The 16,173-nt window shown below is 67.2% G+C and carries 17 protein-coding genes; 9 read left to right on the top strand and 8 right to left on the bottom strand.

The window, feature by feature from the left end; genetic code table 11:
* The first annotated feature begins 3 nt into the window (after positions 1 to 3).
* Positions 4 to 549 carry a hypothetical protein gene (locus UCD39_RS09900; RefSeq protein ID WP_330495862.1) on the top strand — a complete coding sequence of 182 codons (546 nt, stop codon included), beginning with the start codon at positions 4 to 6 and terminating at the stop codon, positions 547 to 549.
* A gap of 90 nt (positions 550 to 639) precedes the next feature.
* Here the strand turns inward: UCD39_RS09900 and rpoH are convergent, their stop codons facing one another.
* Both rpoH and UCD39_RS09910 read right to left on the bottom strand, forming a co-directional pair.
* Positions 640 to 1,521, bottom strand: coding sequence for an RNA polymerase sigma factor RpoH (gene rpoH, locus UCD39_RS09905; protein WP_145734075.1), 882 nt, complete (start codon positions 1,519 to 1,521; stop codon positions 640 to 642).
* Positions 1,522 to 1,665: 144 nt separating this feature from the next.
* Entirely contained in the window at positions 1,666 to 2,823 is a 1,158-nt protein-coding gene (locus UCD39_RS09910) for an RluA family pseudouridine synthase (protein ID WP_442943612.1), read from the bottom strand.
* Here UCD39_RS09910 and UCD39_RS09915 point away from each other — a divergent pair.
* Positions 2,814 to 3,233 (top strand): hypothetical protein, encoded by a 420-nt coding sequence (locus tag UCD39_RS09915; protein ID WP_330495863.1) that lies wholly within the window; start codon positions 2,814 to 2,816, stop codon positions 3,231 to 3,233. The two genes, UCD39_RS09910 and UCD39_RS09915, sit on opposite strands and share 10 nt — an antisense overlap.
* Before the next feature lie 234 nt (positions 3,234 to 3,467).
* Entirely contained in the window at positions 3,468 to 4,490 is a 1,023-nt protein-coding gene (locus UCD39_RS09920) for a threonine aldolase family protein (RefSeq protein ID WP_442943613.1), read from the top strand.
* Here the strand turns inward: UCD39_RS09920 and UCD39_RS28490 are convergent, their stop codons facing one another.
* The 4 genes from UCD39_RS28490 to UCD39_RS09935 all read right to left on the bottom strand — a co-directional run bounded on the left by UCD39_RS28490 (position 4,491) and on the right by UCD39_RS09935 (position 5,975).
* The gene (locus UCD39_RS28490) at positions 4,491 to 4,628 is read right to left on the bottom strand and encodes a cupin domain-containing protein (protein WP_442943614.1); all 138 of its coding nucleotides are present in this window, start codon (positions 4,626 to 4,628) and stop codon (positions 4,491 to 4,493) included.
* Positions 4,574 to 4,885, bottom strand: a complete 312-nt coding sequence (locus UCD39_RS09925; protein WP_442943615.1) for a cupin domain-containing protein — start codon at positions 4,883 to 4,885, stop codon at positions 4,574 to 4,576. Before UCD39_RS09925 ends, UCD39_RS28490 begins: the two co-directional genes overlap by 55 nt.
* Before the next feature lie 144 nt (positions 4,886 to 5,029).
* On the bottom strand, positions 5,030 to 5,275 hold the full coding sequence (locus UCD39_RS09930) for a DUF982 domain-containing protein (RefSeq protein ID WP_330495865.1): 246 nt from the start codon (positions 5,273 to 5,275) through the stop codon (positions 5,030 to 5,032).
* An 88-nt stretch (positions 5,276 to 5,363) separates the two neighbouring features.
* Positions 5,364 to 5,975, bottom strand: coding sequence for a LysE/ArgO family amino acid transporter (locus tag UCD39_RS09935; protein ID WP_330495866.1), 612 nt, complete (start codon positions 5,973 to 5,975; stop codon positions 5,364 to 5,366).
* 96 nt (positions 5,976 to 6,071) lie between these two features.
* On the opposite strand from UCD39_RS09935, the gene UCD39_RS09940 reads away from it, so the two are divergent.
* From UCD39_RS09940 to UCD39_RS09950, 3 genes are all read left to right on the top strand, one after another.
* Positions 6,072 to 6,986 (top strand): LysR family transcriptional regulator ArgP, encoded by a 915-nt coding sequence (locus UCD39_RS09940; protein WP_330495867.1) that lies wholly within the window; start codon positions 6,072 to 6,074, stop codon positions 6,984 to 6,986.
* A gap of 84 nt (positions 6,987 to 7,070) precedes the next feature.
* The gene (locus UCD39_RS09945; protein WP_330495868.1) at positions 7,071 to 7,556 is read left to right on the top strand and encodes a (2Fe-2S)-binding protein; all 486 of its coding nucleotides are present in this window, start codon (positions 7,071 to 7,073) and stop codon (positions 7,554 to 7,556) included.
* The gene (locus UCD39_RS09950; protein WP_330495869.1) at positions 7,556 to 9,841 is read left to right on the top strand and encodes a xanthine dehydrogenase family protein molybdopterin-binding subunit; all 2,286 of its coding nucleotides are present in this window, start codon (positions 7,556 to 7,558) and stop codon (positions 9,839 to 9,841) included. Before UCD39_RS09945 ends, UCD39_RS09950 begins: the two co-directional genes overlap by 1 nt.
* Positions 9,842 to 9,893: 52 nt before the next feature.
* Here the strand turns inward: UCD39_RS09950 and UCD39_RS09955 are convergent, their stop codons facing one another.
* Positions 9,894 to 10,274, bottom strand: a complete 381-nt coding sequence (locus tag UCD39_RS09955; RefSeq protein ID WP_330495870.1) for an SEL1-like repeat protein — start codon at positions 10,272 to 10,274, stop codon at positions 9,894 to 9,896.
* Between the two features lie 416 nt (positions 10,275 to 10,690).
* Between UCD39_RS09955 and UCD39_RS09960 the strand changes: the two genes are divergently transcribed.
* Positions 10,691 to 11,938: an SGNH/GDSL hydrolase family protein gene (locus tag UCD39_RS09960; RefSeq protein ID WP_330495871.1), complete on the top strand. Its 1,248-nt coding sequence runs from the start codon at positions 10,691 to 10,693 to the stop codon at positions 11,936 to 11,938.
* A gap of 12 nt (positions 11,939 to 11,950) precedes the next feature.
* Here UCD39_RS09960 and UCD39_RS09965 read toward each other — a convergent pair whose 3' ends face one another.
* Entirely contained in the window at positions 11,951 to 13,846 is a 1,896-nt protein-coding gene (locus UCD39_RS09965) for a sigma-54-dependent Fis family transcriptional regulator (RefSeq protein ID WP_330495872.1), read from the bottom strand.
* A gap of 276 nt (positions 13,847 to 14,122) precedes the next feature.
* Here UCD39_RS09965 and adh point away from each other — a divergent pair, with 276 nt between their 5' ends.
* Together adh and UCD39_RS09975 are read left to right on the top strand one after the other, a co-directional pair.
* On the top strand, positions 14,123 to 15,643 hold the full coding sequence (adh, locus tag UCD39_RS09970; protein WP_330495873.1) for an aldehyde dehydrogenase: 1,521 nt from the start codon (positions 14,123 to 14,125) through the stop codon (positions 15,641 to 15,643).
* A 20-nt stretch (positions 15,644 to 15,663) separates the two neighbouring features.
* Positions 15,664 to 16,080: a DUF779 domain-containing protein gene (locus UCD39_RS09975; protein ID WP_330495874.1), complete on the top strand. Its 417-nt coding sequence runs from the start codon at positions 15,664 to 15,666 to the stop codon at positions 16,078 to 16,080.
* Positions 16,081 to 16,173: the final 93 nt, after the last annotated feature.

The following is a 16,173-nucleotide window of genomic DNA, read 5'->3' on the forward strand; positions in this document are numbered from 1 at the left end:
TACTTGGCTGGTTTGTTCGCCAGCCTTTTCATGGCGTTTGTGATCGTGCTTAATTTTCCGCATGCCCAAGCTGCCTGGGTGAAGTTGTGCATGGTGGCGTTCGCGGCATGGGGCATTCATGGGCTGCGCGTTTTTCGGCCAGGGTGGCTTAAGCTGCTCATCGACGCGGATGGCGTGACCTTAATCCAAGGCCGGAAGATAGCGGTGTGCGCTTGGGACGATGCCGTTATGATGATGCGCGTCATGGGAAACAAATCCCAGGCCGCAGGCATTTTTATTCAGCGGCGTGGTGATGCTGTCGCAGACCATGGTTGCTTCGATAAAAGTTGGTTCTTCATCCCGGATGACTTCGCGCTAAATCGAACGGCACTGTCTGATCTGCTGCGACGCTATCATGATCAGGGCGGGCGGCTGCCGTTGCCACCGGAACCGGAGCCCATCCGTTTCACCAAGGACGCCAAGACCGCGTGGAACGTGGGACTTCTCGTGGCAGGAGCTTTAATTGCACCCATTTTGGCGCTTGTCGCTCTCCTGGTCTTGCGCCACTGACGCCATGTCCCACACAAACAACGGCGGGACCCTTAGGGTCCCGCCGTTTCATGCAACTATCACCTGCTTCACGGCGGCCGCCCACTAAAATCAGGCCAGGTGCGTTTCCAGCGCCGCGTTCTTCACCGCCTTCTGCAGCTTTTCAAACGCCCGCACCTCGATCTGGCGCACACGCTCGCGGCTGATGCCGAACTCCTGCGACAGATCCTCCAGCGTGGTCGGGTCGTCGCGCAGGCGGCGTTCGGCCAGGATGCGACGCTCACGGTCGTTCAGGCCCTTCATCGCGCCGGCCAGCAGGGCCTTGCGCTTGCCCAACTCTTCCCGGTCGGCCAGGCGGATTTCCTGGCTTTCCGTTTCATCGACCAGCCAATCCTGCCACTCACCTTCGCCATCCACGCGCAAGGGCGCGTTCAGGCTGTGGTCGGGGCTGCCCAGACGGCGGTTCATGGACACGACGTCCTGTTCCGGCACGTCCAGCTTGGTGGCGATGGCGGTCACCGTCTCGGGCGACAGGTCGCCGTCATCGATGGCCTGCATCTGGCCCTTCAGCTTGCGCAGGTTGAAGAACAGCTTCTTCTGCGCGGCCGTGGTGCCCATCTTCACCAGGCTCCAGCTGTGCAGGATGTATTCCTGGATCGCGGCACGGATCCACCACATGGCGTAGGTGGCCAGGCGGAAGCCACGGTCGGGGTCGAAGCGCTTCACCGCCTGCATCATGCCGACGTTGCCTTCGGAGATCAGTTCCGACAGGGGCAGGCCATAGCCGCGGTAGCCCATGGCGATCTTGGCCACCAGGCGAAGGTGGCTGGTCACCAGCTGGTGGGCGGCCGTGCCGTCCTCATGTTCCTGCCAGCGCTTGGCCAGCATGAACTCCTTTTCCGGCTCCAGCATGGGGAAGCGGCGGATTTCCTGGAGATAGCGCGACAGGCTCGATTCCGAGCTGATGGCGGGGATGGCGGGCAAGGTGGCCATGGTCAACAACCTTTCACGGCTAAGGATCCCCGGATATCGGGCGATCCCCCCGGTACCGGATGCTCAATGGAGCCCCCCGGGCGGGGTTGGGGTGACACGTTGATCAGTATACGCTTCAGACGCGCATCCGACCACATTTTAAAATCATTCTAAACTAGAAATCAGCCCTGCGAGATCCGCGGGCAGGTCGCTGGTGAAGGCCAGCATCCCACCGCTCACCGGATGACGGAAGGCGATGTCCTTCGCATGCAACGCTTGGCGACGAAAACCGAGAAGTCCGGCCTGCGCCGCCGCCGACGCTTCCTTCAGCCGCGCGCCCAACGCGCCGGTGGGGCGCGCCTTGCCATACAGCGGGTCGCCCACCAGGGGGTGGCCGATCTGGGCCATGTGCACCCGGATCTGGTGGGTGCGGCCGGTGGCCAGCTTGCACTCCACATGGGTGCTCAGCAGGCCGTGCCGCGCCAGGACCCGCCAGCGCGTCAGCGCCGGCTTGCCCCCTTTGCTTACCACGGCCATGCGCTTGCGATCCGTCGGATGGCGGCCGATATTCCCCTCGATTTCGCCCTGGGCTTCCGCCGGCGCCCCCCAGACCACGGCGTGGTAGGTGCGCGACAGGGTGCGGTCGGCGAATTGCGCGGACAGCCCGGTGTGGGCGCGATCGGTCTTGGCCACCACCATCAGGCCGCTGGTGTCCTTGTCCAGCCGGTGGACGATGCCGGGCCGGCGCACGCCGCCGATGCCCGACAGGCGCTCCCCACAACGGAACAGCAGGGCGTTGACCAGCGTGCCGTCCGGATTGCCGGCGGCGGGATGCACCACCATGCCGGCTGGCTTGTCGATCACCAGCAAATCATCGTCCTCGAAGACGATGGTCAGCGGGATGTCCTGTGCCATCGGCACCGCCGCCTCGGGTGCAGGAACCGAGATGTGGAACACCTGGCCGGGTTTGACCCGGTAGGAGGCGTCGTCTATGGTCTGGCCGCCCGGCTGATCCAGGGTCACGCGGCCTTCGCCGATCAACGCCTGGAGGCGTGAGCGGGTGAGGCTGGCGGTCTCTGGCGCCAGTTGGGCCAGGGCCTTGTCCAGCCGATCGCGGGCCGCGGTGTCGGGAATGGTGACGGCGAGAAGGGTGCAACCCGTTTCCTCGCCTTCCAGATCCTCATCCTCCGCACCGTCGACCACCGGCGCGCCAAGGTCCAGGCGGTCAGCCCCGCCCTCACCCGCCGCGGCGCCAGGGCGCGCGAAGGCGGTGTCGGCAGGCTGGCCCGGGGCGGCACAGATGGTTGAAGCAAGTGCGGACAATAAAGACCTTCCTCGTCATCATGGGCGTACTGATCGTCGCCGGTTTCACCTTCATCGGGGTGGAGATCTGGCGGCGTGCCACCGACCCCAACCACCCCCGCGCCTTCGGCCGCCATGACGCGGCACCGGGCACGACCACTCTTTCGGCCGCGCCGCCCGAGGCCCTGGCCCCCTTGCTCAAGCTGCCTGAAGGCAGCCACATCGAGGCCATGACCAGCGTGGGCAGCCGCCTGGCCGTCCAGGTCGAACTTCCCAATGGTGCCCAGCGTATCGTGCTGCTGGAACCCAGCACCGGGAAGGTCCAGATCGCGGTCGTTACTGGAACCACTTCATCGGACACCCCATCTTCTTCAAGTGGGGCGTCCGAACCCAACCAGACGATGCGCCCGCAGGTTCCCCGGACGCCGTGATTACGGTCACACCGCTCGCCGGCCGACCAGCGTAATCGGTCTACATGACAGAGATTTAATGGCCATTGTCACGAAGCCAGCGGCGCAATCCCGGCCGCCGGTGCTTGCCCAATATTTCAGCGAGGCGTGACAGCACTGCGGATTTCCGCGCTTTTTCGCTTTCATCTCGTGGCCGTGCGGCCCGATCCTCCTCCGTATCACGCAACAAGGCTTAGACGGTCCTCGATGAACTTCATGAGCGACAACGTGGTGGGTGCCGCCCCGGAGATCCTGGCGGCCCTGGCCGCGGCCAACGACGGGGCGCAGCCCTCCTACGGCGCCGATCCCCTGACAGAGCGGGTGAGCCATGACCTGGCCGAGTTGTTCGAATGCGATGTCACCGTGTTCCCCGTCGCCACCGGCACCGCCGCCAACGCGCTGGCGCTGTCGGTGCTGACCCCGCCCTACGGCGCCGTCTATTGCCATGACGAGGCCCATGTCCAGGTGGACGAATGCGGCGCGCCGGAACTGATGTCCGGCGGCGCCAAGCTGGTCCCCCTGCCCGGCTCCCATGGTAAGCTGGACCCTCTGGTCCTGGCCGCGACCTTGAACAAGGCCGGCGCCGGCTTCGTCCACCATGTGCAGCCGGCGGCCCTGACCCTGACCCAGGCGACCGAGGCGGGCACGGTCTATACCCCGGACGAGGTGGCGGCCCTGGCGGATGTGGCGCGGGCCCACAAGCTGCGCATCCACATGGATGGCGCCCGCTTCGCCAACGCCGTCGCCAGCCTGGCCTGCGCGCCCGCCGACATCACCTGGCGCGCCGGCGTGGACGTCCTGTCCTTCGGCGCCACCAAGAACGGCGCCCTGGCGGCGGAAGCGGTGATCTTCTTCGACAAGGCCCTGGCGGAGAGCTTCGCCTATCGCCGCAAGCGCGCCGGCCACCTGTTCTCCAAGATGCGCTTCCTGTCGGCCCAGCTGGACGCCTATCTGACCGACGGCCTGTGGCTGCGCCTGGCCACCCACGCCAACGCCATGGCCACCCGCCTGGCGGCCGGCCTGGACGCCCTGCCTGGTGTGGGCCTGCGCAGCCCGGTGCAGGCCAACGAGGTCTTCGCCATCCTGCCCGAACCGATGATCGCCGGTCTGGAGGCGGCGGGCTTCCGATTCTATCGCTGGGACGGCGCCTGCGTCCGCCTGGTCACCGCCTGGAACACGGACCCGTCGCATGTGGACGCCTTCGTGGCCACGGCCCGGGGATTGGCCGGGATCGTGTGATCAGCGCCGGTATTCGGCGTCGGAAACCTGCTCCAGCCAGTCCACCACCTTGCCGTCCAGCGCTTCCTGCAGGGCGATGTGGGTCATAGCCGTCGTCGCCGTGGCGCCGTGCCAATGACGCTCCCCGGGGCGAACCATATGACGTCGCCGGGGCGGATCTCCTCCACCGGGCCGCCGTCGCGCTGCGCCCAGCCCAGGCCGGCGGTCACGATCAGCGTCTGCCCCAACGGATGGGTGTGCCAGGCCGTCCGGGCGCCGGGTTCGAAGGTCACGGTGGCGCCGCGCAACGTTGCCGGCGCCCCGGCCTGGAACGGCTGGTCCAGGCGTACCGTGCCGGTGAAATAGTCCGACGATCCCCGGGTGGACGGCGTCGCGCCGTTGCGAATGATCTCCATCGTCCATGCTCCTTTGGAATCCCATCCGCCGGTCGGGTGGGCTCGGGAGCAATCTGGGGTGGGGATGGTCCGCCGACTATGCCCGAAAGTCCGCATGGCCCCATGAAGGGGACTCATAAATGGGCCAGGACGCCGCCTGGTGCTTTATGGCGCGTCCGCGAGGATGCGCGCAGCCTCCGCCGCGGAGATGAAGGCCGCCCGCGCCGCCTCCACCTCCCCCGATCCGTCCAGGGCGGCCAGACAGGCGGCGGTGGCCGCCTGGCGGGCGGGATCGTTCAGGTGCTCTTCCGGCCAACGGTAGATCAGCCAGTTCGACGCCTCGTCCACCGTGGTGATGGCGCGACGGACCGAGGGGGCTTCCCAGACGGCGATGGGGGTGAAGGGGCGCATGGGCGGTGTCCTGCTGCGGAGGGACCAACTGTAAGCACCGCACAACGGTCCATCGCGATGATGGTTCCCCTTCGCGCCCGCTTCGGGTCTATCGCCCGGCGACCAGCGTCACGGCGATGGACCACATGACCAGGGCGATGGCGCCCTCCAGCACGCGCCAAGCGGCGGGGCGCGCGAAGACAGGGCGCAAGCGGGTGGCGCCATAGCCCAGGGAAAAGAAGAACAGGAAGGAACCGGTGATGGCGCCGGCCGCGAAGGATGCCTGGAAACCGTCGAATTGGGTGGACACGGCCCCCAGCAAGACCACGGTGTCGAGATAGACATGCGGGTTCAGCCAGGTGATGGCCAGGCAGGCCAACAGGGTTTTCGCCAGCCCGTCATCCTCCGCCTGCCCGGCGGCCGTCAGCGCCCCGGTGGCGTGCCACGCCGACCATAGGCTTTTGGCGCCATACCAGGCGAGGAAGGCGGCACCGGCATACCGCATGGCCGTGTCCAACCAGGGAATCCAGACGATCATGGTGCCGAAGCCGGCCACCCCCGCCCCGATCAGCACGGCGTCTGACAAGGCGCACGCCAGGCACACCGCGAAGACATGCCGGTTGCGCAGGCCCTGGCGCAGCAGGAAGGCGTTCTGCGCCCCGATGGCGACGATGAGGCTGAGCCCCATGCTGAGGCCCGCGATGAAGACGGCGGAATTCATGACCAGGATGCCCCGACGTTACCCGCCCTTGTGATAGCGGGCCCCGCGGGATTAGGCTAGTTAATGAAACTAACCCTGATTTAGCGAAACTTATCCATGATCGACTATGCGGCGGCGCGTGCCGTGGCGCTGGTGGCGCGGACCGGCAGCTTCGAGAAGGCCGCCGCCGCGCTGCATGTCACCCCTTCCGCCGTTTCCCAGCGCGTCAAGTCGTTGGAGGAACGGCTGGGCGTCGTCCTGATCGAGCGCGGCACGCCCTGCACCGCCACGGAAAAGGGCGCATGGCTCTGCCGGCACATGGATCATGTCGGCTTGCTGGAGCGGGAGTTGACAGCGCACCTGCCGGGCTTGGCCGATGCGGCGGCCGGCGTATCCCGTGTGACGTTGGCCATCGCCACCAACGCCGACAGCCTGGGCACTTGGTTCCTGGCGGCGGCGGCGGCCTTCACGCACGCCAGTGACCATTTGCTGAACATCGTCATCGACGACCAGGACCATACGGCGGACTGGCTGCGGCGCGGCCGGGTGCTGGCGGCGGTGACCTCGCTGGAAAAGCCGGTGCAGGGCTGCCGCGTCACCGCTCTTGGCGCCTTGCGCTACCACGCCACGGCAAGCCCGGCTTTCGCCGCCCGGTATTTCCCCGAGGGCGTGACGGCGGAGGCCCTGGCCCGCGCCCCGGCGCTGACCTTCAACCAGAAGGACCGGCTGCAGCATGACTGGATTCGCCGGGAACTGGGCCGTGATGTCGTCCCCCCGATCCATTGGCTGCCGTCGACCCAGGCCTTTGTCGACGGCGCGCTGGCCGGCATGGGCTGGGGCATGAATCCGGCGCCACTGGTGCGCGACCATTTGCAGGCCGGTCGGCTGGTGGAACTGGTCCCCGGCGCCGTCCTTGACGTGCCCTTGTTCTGGCAGGTCAGCCGCCTGGCCGCCGACCAGCTATCCCCGTTGACGCGCAATGTCGTCGCCATCGCGCGGCGTGAACTGGTGTCCGGGGGGCCGCTGGCATGAGGCGGGCCGCTTGAGGGCGAGAACAGTTCCCATGCCGCACGACCGGTGGCACCATGCGCGGCATGACAAGGTAGGGCGGTTGACATGATCACGTTCACGCTGAACGGACAGGAGCAGCGTTTCGAGGGCGATCCCGAGATGCCCCTGCTGTGGTATTTGCGCGATGTCCAGGGCCTGACGGGCACCAAGTACGGCTGTGGCGAGGCGCTGTGCGGGGCCTGCACTGTGCATGCCGATGGCGCCCCCATCCGCAGTTGCCAAACCACGCTGGGCGATCTCGCCGGCATGGCTGTCACCACCATCGAAGGCCTGTCGCCCGACGGCATGCACCCCGTGCAGGTGGCGTGGCGGGAATTGAACGTGGCGCAGTGCGGCTATTGCCAGGCCGGGCAGATCATGTCGGCGGCGGCCCTGCTGAAGGACACGCCCCATCCCAGCGACGAAGCCATCGACGACGCCATGAGCGGTAACATCTGCCGCTGCGCCACCTATCCCCGCATCCGCGCCGCCATCAAGAAGGCGGCCGGCCAAATCCAGCGCAAGACGGCCAGCAGCGGGAGTGCGAAGTGATGAGCGGAAGCATCACCAATCTCAGCCGCCGCGCCGTCCTGATGGGGCTGGGTGCCGGCACTTTCGTCCTGGCCGGCGGGCTGGGCCCCGGCGCGCGCGGCGAGGACAGCCCCAAGAAGTATGGCGGTGACGCCATGCCTGGTGGGGTCAAGGACGACCCGCGCCTGTTCGTGGCCGTGGCCGCCGATGGCACCGTCACCATCCTTTGCCACCGGGCGGAAATGGGACAAGGCGTGCGCACCAGCTGGGCCATGGTCATCGCGGATGAGATGGACGCCGACTGGGCCAAGGTGAAGGTGGAACAGGCGCTGGGCGACGAGGCGCGCTACGGCAACCAGAACACCGACGGCTCGCGCAGCATGCGTCACCACTTACAGGCCCTGCGCCGCATCGGCGCCGCCGCGCGCCAGATGCTGGCCCAGGCCGCGGCATCCCAATGGGGCGTGCCGGTGGCGGAGGTGACGGCGGACCACCACAGCCTGGCGCACGACGCCAGCGGCCGGCGCCTGGGTTATGGCGAGGTGGCCGCCGCCGCCGCCGCGCTGCCCGTACCGGCGCGTGAGGTGCTGGTGTTCAAGGACCCCGCCAAATTCCGCTATATCGGCCGCGCCGACATCGGCCTGGTCGACGGTTTCGACATCACCACCGGCCGCGCCACCTATGGCATCGACGTGCGGCGGGAGAACATGCTGTACGCCGTGGTCGCCCGGCCGCCGGTCCATGGCGGCAAGCTGGTGCACTATGAGGTGGATGAGGCGCTGAAGGTGCCCGGCGTGGTCAAGGTGGTGGTGCTGAACCCGGCGCCCCTGCCCTCCGGCTTCCTGCCCAAGGGCGGCCTGGCCGTGGTGGCGGAGAACACCTGGGCCGCCCTCAAGGGGCGGGATAAGCTGAAGATCACTTGGGACAACGGCGCCAACGTCCGTTACGACAGCGCCGCCTATCGGGCGGAGCTGGAGGCGGCGGCCCGCGCCCCTGGTCAGGTGGCGCGCAACCAGGGGGATGTGGACACCGCCCTGAAGTCGGCGGCCAAGCGCATCACCGCTGAATATTACATCCCCCACCTGGCCCAGGCGCCCATGGAACCGCCAGCGGCGGTGGCCCAGGTGACGGGCGACGCCTGCGAGATCTGGGGCAGCACCCAGGCGCCGCAGACCACGCGGGAAACGGTGGCCAAGGTGCTGAGCATCCCGGCCGAGAAGGTGACCGTGCACCAGACCCTGGTGGGGGGCGGGTTTGGCCGCAAGTCCAAGCCGGACTACATCGCCGAGGCCGCCCTGCTGTCCCGCGCCATGGATGGCCGGCCGGTGAAGCTGACCTTCACCCGCACCGACGATTTGCACCACGGTTTTCTGCATACCGTGTCGGTGGAGCGGCTGGAGGGCGGGCTGGACGCCAAGGGCAAGCCGGTCGCCTGGCTGCACCGCACCGTGGCCCCCGCCATCAACGCCACCTTCGTCGCCGGGGTGAAGCATGAGGGCGCCTCGGAACTGGGCATGGGCGCCGTCAACACCCCGTGGATCGTGCCCAACCTGCGGGTGGAGAACCCGGAGGCGGAGAGCCACACCCGCATCGGCTGGTTCCGCAGCGTCTCCAACATCCCGCACGCCTTCGCGGTGCAGAGCTTCGTGGCCGAACTGGCCGCCGCCGCCGGGCGCGACCCCAAGGATTTCCTGTTGGACCTGATCGGCCCGGCCCGTCAGATCAACCCGGCCGACATGGCCGATGGCTGGAACTACAACGAAGACCCGGTGGCCTACGCCTATGACACCGGCCGCCTGCGCGGCGTGGTGGAGCGGGCGGCCAAGGAGGGCAGCTGGGGCAAGCCCCTGCCCAAGGGCCAGGGCCGCGGCATCGCCGCGCACCGCAGCTTCGCCAGTTATGCCGCCGCCGTCGTGCAGGTGGCGGTGGACGCCCAGGGCAAGCTGACCATTCCCCGTGTCGACATCGCCTTCGACTGCGGCCCCGTCATCAACCCCGACCGGGTGCGGGCGCAGCTGGAAGGGGCGGTGATTCAAGGCGTCAGCCTGGCCACGCTGGGCGAGATCAGCTTCAAGGCCGGCCAGGTGCAGCAGGATAATTTCGACAGCTATGAGGTCACCCGCATCGACGCGGCGCCCAAGGACATCCGCGTCCACCTGATGCCGGCGGCGCAGTACGACGCGCCCCTGGGCGGCGTGGGCGAACCGGGCGTACCCCCCATCGCCCCCGCCCTGCTGAACGCCATCCACGCCGCCACCGGCAAACGCATCCGCAGCCTGCCCATCCGGGATCAGTTGGGGGCTTGAAGGGAAGAGATAAATTTCGGTTATTTTTAAGTATATGGACGCTATGGCGCCGTCATTCTAGCTGGGATCGCGAAGATAGGAGGGAATCTACCTCGTAGCCATTTTCCTTTACTATTTTTGCGTCTTCTTCTCCGAGGTCGGATGCGCGGTCGATCCACCGTTTCATTTCTTCAAAATTGCTATTTTCTCGGGCGATCATGGCTATATTCCAGGCTGCATCTGGGTTCCCAAAGCCATCAGCCAAGAGTAACCACTTCATCGCCATATCGGTGGTCTCTTTTTTTTCAGATAAATACAGGCCCAAGAATACGATTGCTGATCGGTCTCCTGACTCGGCCAGCTCCGTAAGCTCTTCTATCCCTTTGCAACGGTCTTCGGCGATCATTCGGATGATTGGTTCGATTTTTTCATCTATTTCCGCAATGAATGTCATATTTCAACTCCTGTTCTCCGACGGCATCCTAAATAAATCAGGACGCTATAATATCTGACGCAGAGACTTTAATTTTGAAGCATACCCCTGAAGTAGCCACGCTCGGTTGGCTCCTGTGCTGAAGCCCACCTATGTTGAGGGGCGCCGCCTGTATCACTACCATCATCGCCTCGCCGAACGCCAAGTTCCCCGCCGCCGGTAAGTGCATCCGCCCCCGTCCCCATCCGGGATCAGCTACGGGCGTGAGGTCAAAGCGGGCGGACATCGATAGGATATTGATGGGCTACAACCGATTGCAATAATGGGTTGTCGCATCCCGCGCGCTGTTGTAAAAGTTATTAAATATAATTGTTGTGTGGCTGTCGGGGGCTGACCGCGCTGGCCGCGAACACAAACGATACGGGAGGGACTAATCCATGCGGCGATCCCTATTGCTGACTACGTTGGCCGCGGCCGGCCTCATCGCGGGCCTGTGTCCGGTGGCTTGGGCCAAAGGCGAGACCGCCGGCTGGATAACCACCTGGGCGTCCAGCCCCTCCCTGCCTATCGAAAAGCTGCCCCTGCCCTTCTGGAAGCCGGCGCCGGAGGTGCAAGGCACGGTGCGCTACACCCTGCGCATCAGTGCCGGCGGCGACCAGTTGCGTGTCCGGCTGTCGGCCGAGACCCTGCCGCAGGACTTGCTGGTCGACCATGCCACGGTCGCGGTGGCCGACGCCCAGGGGCATGTGGCCCCCGGCGCCTTCCGTACCCTGACCTTTGATGGCGCCCGCGCCGTCCGCGTGCCGGCGGGCGCGCCGCTGGTCAGCGATCCGCTGGATCTGCCGCTCGATGCCGGGGCCGTGCTGGTGGTGAGCCTGCACTTGCCCCAGCCGGTGACGGTGCCGCAGGCGGACAACAACCATCACACCGACATCCTTTCTGGTGATGACCGGACCGAGGCCGTCGCGCTGGATGGCGCGCGGGGCGAGGACGCGCGGGAGATCGTGTCCGCCCTGCTGGTCCATGCCGGCGCGCAAGGCCGTACCCTCGTTGCGTTCGGTGATTCCATCACCGACGGCTTCGGCGCCAAGGACCGGCTGATGCGGGGCTGGCCGGACCAGTTGGCCGCCTTGCTGCGCGCCAAGGGCCGGCGCGATATCGGTATCGCCAACGCCGGCATCGGCGGCAACCGCGTCCTGCGCGGTGAGGTCGGGCCGTCGGCCCTGGCGCGGTTCGACCGCGACGTGCTGGCGGTTCCCGGCGTCACCGACGTCATCCTGCTGGAGGGCATCAACGATCTGGGCCTGAGCGGCCTGCCGACCTTGCGCACCAGCGCCACCCACCCCGTGGTGACGGCGGAGGATATCATCGCCGGCTACCGCCAACTGATCGACCGGGCGCGGGCGCGGCACCTGCGGGTGCATGGCGCCACCCTCACCCCGGCCATCGGCGCCACCTTCCCCGGCTATGCCACGCCGGAAAAGGACGCGGTGCGGCAGAAGATCAACGCCTGGATCCGCACCAGCGGTGCCTTCGATGACGTGATCGATTTCGATGCCGCCGTCCGCGACCCCGCCCATCCCGAGCGCATCCGCCCCGACTATGACTGCGGCGACCATTTGCACCCCTCCGACGCCGGCTATCGCGCCATGGCGGAGGCGGCGCTGGCGGTCATACACCCCTGATCGACGTCAGGATCAGTCCGGTCGCAGGCGCCGGTGCAGGGTGCTGCGGTGCACGCCCAGCTCGCGGGCGGCGGCGCTGACATTGCCCCGGTGGCGGGCCAGGGCCTGGCGGATGGCGTCGTCCTCCCGCGCCTTCAGGCTGGGCGTGGGGTGGGTTGCCGTGCCCAGGTCCTTGGGGGCCCGGCCCCCCAAATCCGCCGGCAGGTCGGCCGGGGTGATCATGGCGCCGGGCGGGGACAGCGCCACCAGGGTGCGCAGCAGGTTGGCCAGTTCGCGCAGGTTGCCGGGCCAATCGTGACGGCGCAGCAGGGTGCGGGTGGCCGGGGCCAGGCGGATGCCCCGGTCGTCGGCGCCAAAGCTGGCCAGCAGCGCATCGATGATGGCGCCCAGCGGGCGGTCGCGCAGGGGCGGAAGGGTCACCACCAGGTGTTTCAGCCGGTAATAGAGGTCGGCGCGGAAGGTGCCTTGCGCCACGCAGGCCGCCAGATCGCGGTGAGTGGCGGTGACCAGCAGGAAATCCACCTTCACCGGCCGGCCGCCCACGGGCGTCACCTCGCCGTCCTGCAGCACGCGCAGCAGGCGGGCCTGAAGCGCCGGCGGCATGTCGCCGATCTCATCCAGGAACAGGATGCCGCCGTCGGCCTGGCGGATCTGGCCGCGATGCCCGCCCCGACGGGCGCCGGTGAAGGCCCCGTCCTCATAGCCGAACAGTTCCGATTCCAGCAGCCCCTCCGGAATGGCGGCGCAATTGACCGCCACCAGGGGGGCCTGGGCGCGGCTGCACGCGGCGTGCGCCGCGCGCACGAACACCTCCTTGCCCGTGCCTGTCTCCCCCTGCAGCAGGATGGGGATGCCGGCGTCCAGCGCCAGGATGGCGCGGTCCAGCAGGGGGCGGGTGGTGGCATCCCACAGGATGCCGTCCCTGCCCGCTGTCATCCCCTGATCCTGCCGCGCGGGACGGCGGGCGGACGGCCGAGGGGTGGACGGGCGGCGTTTGCCCGGCGTCGTCATGCGGGCATGCAGGGGGCGATCCTCCGCCACCGTTCGCAGCAGCCGGTCGCCCCGCTCCAGTCCGCCGCTCAGCACGCTGTCCAGGCGGACACGGCCGAGGGCCTCATTCCCGAGGCCCAGCAAGGCCAGCGCCGCCGGGTTGGCCGCCTGGATGACGCCATCGTCCACCGCCAGCAGGCCTTCCTGCGGGGTGCCCAGCCAGGCCGGATGGGCGTGCAGGCGGATCAGCGCCTCATGCCCCTCGGCGGCCTGCGCGGCCCAGCGGTGTTCCAGATGCGCCACCGCCAGGCGGGCCAGGGCCTGGGCATCGGGGCCATGGGTGTCCGCCCGGGGATGGCGGGTGTCACCCGACAGGTCGATCACTCCCGCCACGGCACCATAGGGGTCGGTCACCGGCATGGCCGTGCAGATGAGGAAGGCGTTGTCGGTCAGGTAGTGCTCGGGCCCGCGCACCTGGACCAGGGCGCGTTCGGCCAGCGCCGTGCCCACGGCGTTGGTGCCTTCGTCATCCTCCCCCCACCCCGCGCCGGGCTGGAGGGAGACGCGGCGGGCGCGGCGGACGAAGCCGGCATCCCCGCGCGCATCCAGGATCAGACCCCGGTCGTTGGTCAGCAGCACCATGCCGCCCAGATCCCGCATCGCCTGGTGCAGGGTGTCCAGCTCAGGTGTCGCAAGATGCATCAGGGTATGGTGACGGTCGCGCAACGCCGCCAAGTCGGCGCGGGACAGCGGGTCCTGGTGGGCGGGCCGGTCCGCGCGCAGGCCCCGGTCGGCGCAACGCCGCCAGGACCGGGCGATGACCAGCGGGATGGGCACGCCGTCCAGGCCGCCCGTCTCCCCCAATCGCTCACGCGCCATGGCCAGGGCCATCGCCGGGCTGTGCGGGGCGTTCGCCATGCCTATCCTCCCATTTGCCGCGACGGGTGTCGCAAGCCCGATTGTTGCGACAGGTGTTGCACGGGTGTCGCGGTCCGCGACAGTTCCGGCACCTGTCTTTGATCGGCAGCATGAGACAGATCCACGGCCCTCGCAACCCGACCTAAGTGGCATGGTTTAAGGGCTTGATCCCGCGTGATTCCTGAAAAGCCCAGCGAGACTGGCACGGCCCTTGCCTTTAAAGGGCCAGCGCAAACCGCCCGCCTGAGGCGCAAAACAAGCTGGAGGACACGTTACATGGCCAAGATCGCCCCCGGACAGTATGGCAGCCCGGTCTCGTTCAAGAGCCGCTATGGCAATTTCATTGGCGGCGAGTGGGTGCCGCCCGCGTCCGGTGAGTATTTCCAGAACACCACCCCCATCACCGGCCAAGTCATTTGCGAGGTGCCGCGGTCGAACGCCGAGGATATCGAGCGCGCGCTGGACGCGGCGCACGCCGCCAAGCGCGACTGGGGCCGCACCTCCGCCGCCGACCGCGCCCGGGTGCTGGAACGCATCGCCCAGCGCATCGACGACAATCTGGAAACCCTGGCCACGGTGGAAACCTGGGACAACGGCAAGCCCATCCGCGAAACCCGCGCCGCCGACATCCCGCTGGCCGCCGATCATTTCCGCTATTTCGCCGCCGCCATCCGCGCGCAAGAAGGCGGCATTTCGGAAATCGACCACAACACCATCGCCTACCATTACCATGAGCCGCTGGGCGTGGTCGGCCAGATCATCCCCTGGAACTTCCCGCTGCTGATGGCGACGTGGAAGCTGGCCCCCGCCCTGGCGGCCGGCAACTGCGTGGTACTGAAGCCGGCGGAGCAGACCCCGGTGAGCATCCTGGTGCTGATGGAACTGATCCAGGATCTGTTGCCCAAGGGCGTGGTCAACGTGGTCAACGGCTTTGGTGTCGAGGCCGGCAAGCCCCTGGCGTCCAGCTCCCGCATCGCCAAGATCGCCTTCACCGGTGAGACGACGACCGGCCGGCTGATCATGCAGTATGCGTCGCAGAACCTGATCCCCGTGACGCTGGAACTGGGCGGCAAGTCGCCCAACATCTTCTTCGACGACGTGGCGGCGCAGGATGACGCCTTCCTGGACAAGGCGGTTGAGGGCTTCGTCATGTTCGCCCTGAACCAGGGCGAGGTCTGCACCTGCCCCTCGCGTGCCCTGATCCAGGAGAGCCTCTACGGCCGCTTCATGGACAAGGCGCTGGCCCGCGTGCGCGCCATCAAGCAGGGCAACCCGCTGGACGGCGACACCATGATCGGCGCCCAGGCATCCTCCGAGCAATTAGAGAAGATCCTCTCCTATCTCGACATCGGCAAGCAGGAGGGGGCGAAAGTGCTGGCCGGCGGCGCCCGGGCGGAACTGTCGGGCGACTTGGCCGGCGGTTTCTACGTCCAGCCCACCGTGTTCCAGGGCCACAACCGCATGCGCATCTTCCAGGAGGAGATTTTCGGCCCGGTCGTGGCCGTCACCACATTCAAGGATGAGGAAGAGGCCCTGCACGTCGCCAACGACACGCTGTATGGCCTGGGGGCCGGCGTGTGGACGCGCGACATCAACCGCGCCTACCGCTTCGGCCGGGAGATCCAGGCGGGCCGCGTGTGGACCAACTGCTATCACCTGTATCCGGCCCACGCGGCCTTCGGCGGCTACAAGCAGTCCGGCATCGGGCGCGAAAACCACGCCATGATGCTGGATCATTACCAGCAGACCAAGAACCAGTTGGTCAGCTACAGTCCCAACGCCTTGGGCTTCTTCTGATGACGGGCCCGGCGGATCTGATGTCAGAAAGCCGGGCCGACGTTACCCCCGGATCACCTGCCAAGGTGGTCCGGGTGGACGTCACCCCGGACGCGCTGGCGCTGATCAAGCGGCTGGAGGCCCGTCACGGCCCCCTGCTGTTCCATCAGTCCGGCGGCTGCTGCGACGGCAGCGCCCCCATGTGTTACCCGCGCGGGGAGTTCATGGTGGGCGACGGCGATGTCCTAATGGGTGAGATTGGCGGCCAGCCCTTCTACATGGGCAAGGCCCAATTCGAATACTGGAAGCACACCCGCCTGACCATAGACGTGGTGCCCGGCCGGGGCGGCATGTTCTCCCTGGAGGGGCCGGAGGGCCTACGCTTCCTTACCCGGTCACGGCTATTCACGGATGAGGAGAACGCGGCGCTGGAGGCGATGCCCCTTGGCGTTCGATAATTGCTTTGCTCGCCAAACTACCCATAATAGGGACAATTAACCATAAAACCTGTCCTTTCAGGTTCCTTGTTAACCATAACATCCACCGTCCGG

This window comes from Nitrospirillum karajorum, from assembly GCF_036348415.1.
Classification (GTDB): Bacteria; Pseudomonadota; Alphaproteobacteria; order Azospirillales; family Azospirillaceae; genus Nitrospirillum; species Nitrospirillum amazonense_B.

Bases quoted from the DNA above. Each gene is read 5' to 3' on its own strand.
- rpoH (WP_145734075.1), bottom strand. From the start codon at position 1,521: ATGGCCACCTTGCCCGCCATCCCCGCCATCAGCTCGGAATCGAGCCTG.
- UCD39_RS09920 (WP_442943613.1), top strand. From the start codon at position 3,468: ATGAGCGACAACGTGGTGGGTGCCGCCCCGGAGATCCTGGCGGCCCTG.
- UCD39_RS28490 (WP_442943614.1), bottom strand. From the start codon at position 4,628: ATGGTTCGCCCCGGGGAGCGTCATTGGCACGGCGCCACGGCGACGACG.
- UCD39_RS09925 (WP_442943615.1), bottom strand. From the start codon at position 4,885: ATGGAGATCATTCGCAACGGCGCGACGCCGTCCACCCGGGGATCGTCG.
- UCD39_RS09930 (WP_330495865.1), bottom strand. From the start codon at position 5,275: ATGCGCCCCTTCACCCCCATCGCCGTCTGGGAAGCCCCCTCGGTCCGT.
- UCD39_RS09935 (WP_330495866.1), bottom strand. From the start codon at position 5,975: ATGAATTCCGCCGTCTTCATCGCGGGCCTCAGCATGGGGCTCAGCCTC.
- UCD39_RS09940 (WP_330495867.1), top strand. From the start codon at position 6,072: ATGATCGACTATGCGGCGGCGCGTGCCGTGGCGCTGGTGGCGCGGACC.
- UCD39_RS09945 (WP_330495868.1), top strand. From the start codon at position 7,071: ATGATCACGTTCACGCTGAACGGACAGGAGCAGCGTTTCGAGGGCGAT.
- UCD39_RS09950 (WP_330495869.1), top strand. From the start codon at position 7,556: ATGAGCGGAAGCATCACCAATCTCAGCCGCCGCGCCGTCCTGATGGGG.
- UCD39_RS09955 (WP_330495870.1), bottom strand. From the start codon at position 10,274: ATGACATTCATTGCGGAAATAGATGAAAAAATCGAACCAATCATCCGA.
- UCD39_RS09960 (WP_330495871.1), top strand. From the start codon at position 10,691: ATGCGGCGATCCCTATTGCTGACTACGTTGGCCGCGGCCGGCCTCATC.
- UCD39_RS09965 (WP_330495872.1), bottom strand. From the start codon at position 13,846: ATGGCGAACGCCCCGCACAGCCCGGCGATGGCCCTGGCCATGGCGCGT.
- adh (WP_330495873.1), top strand. From the start codon at position 14,123: ATGGCCAAGATCGCCCCCGGACAGTATGGCAGCCCGGTCTCGTTCAAG.
- UCD39_RS09975 (WP_330495874.1), top strand. From the start codon at position 15,664: ATGTCAGAAAGCCGGGCCGACGTTACCCCCGGATCACCTGCCAAGGTG.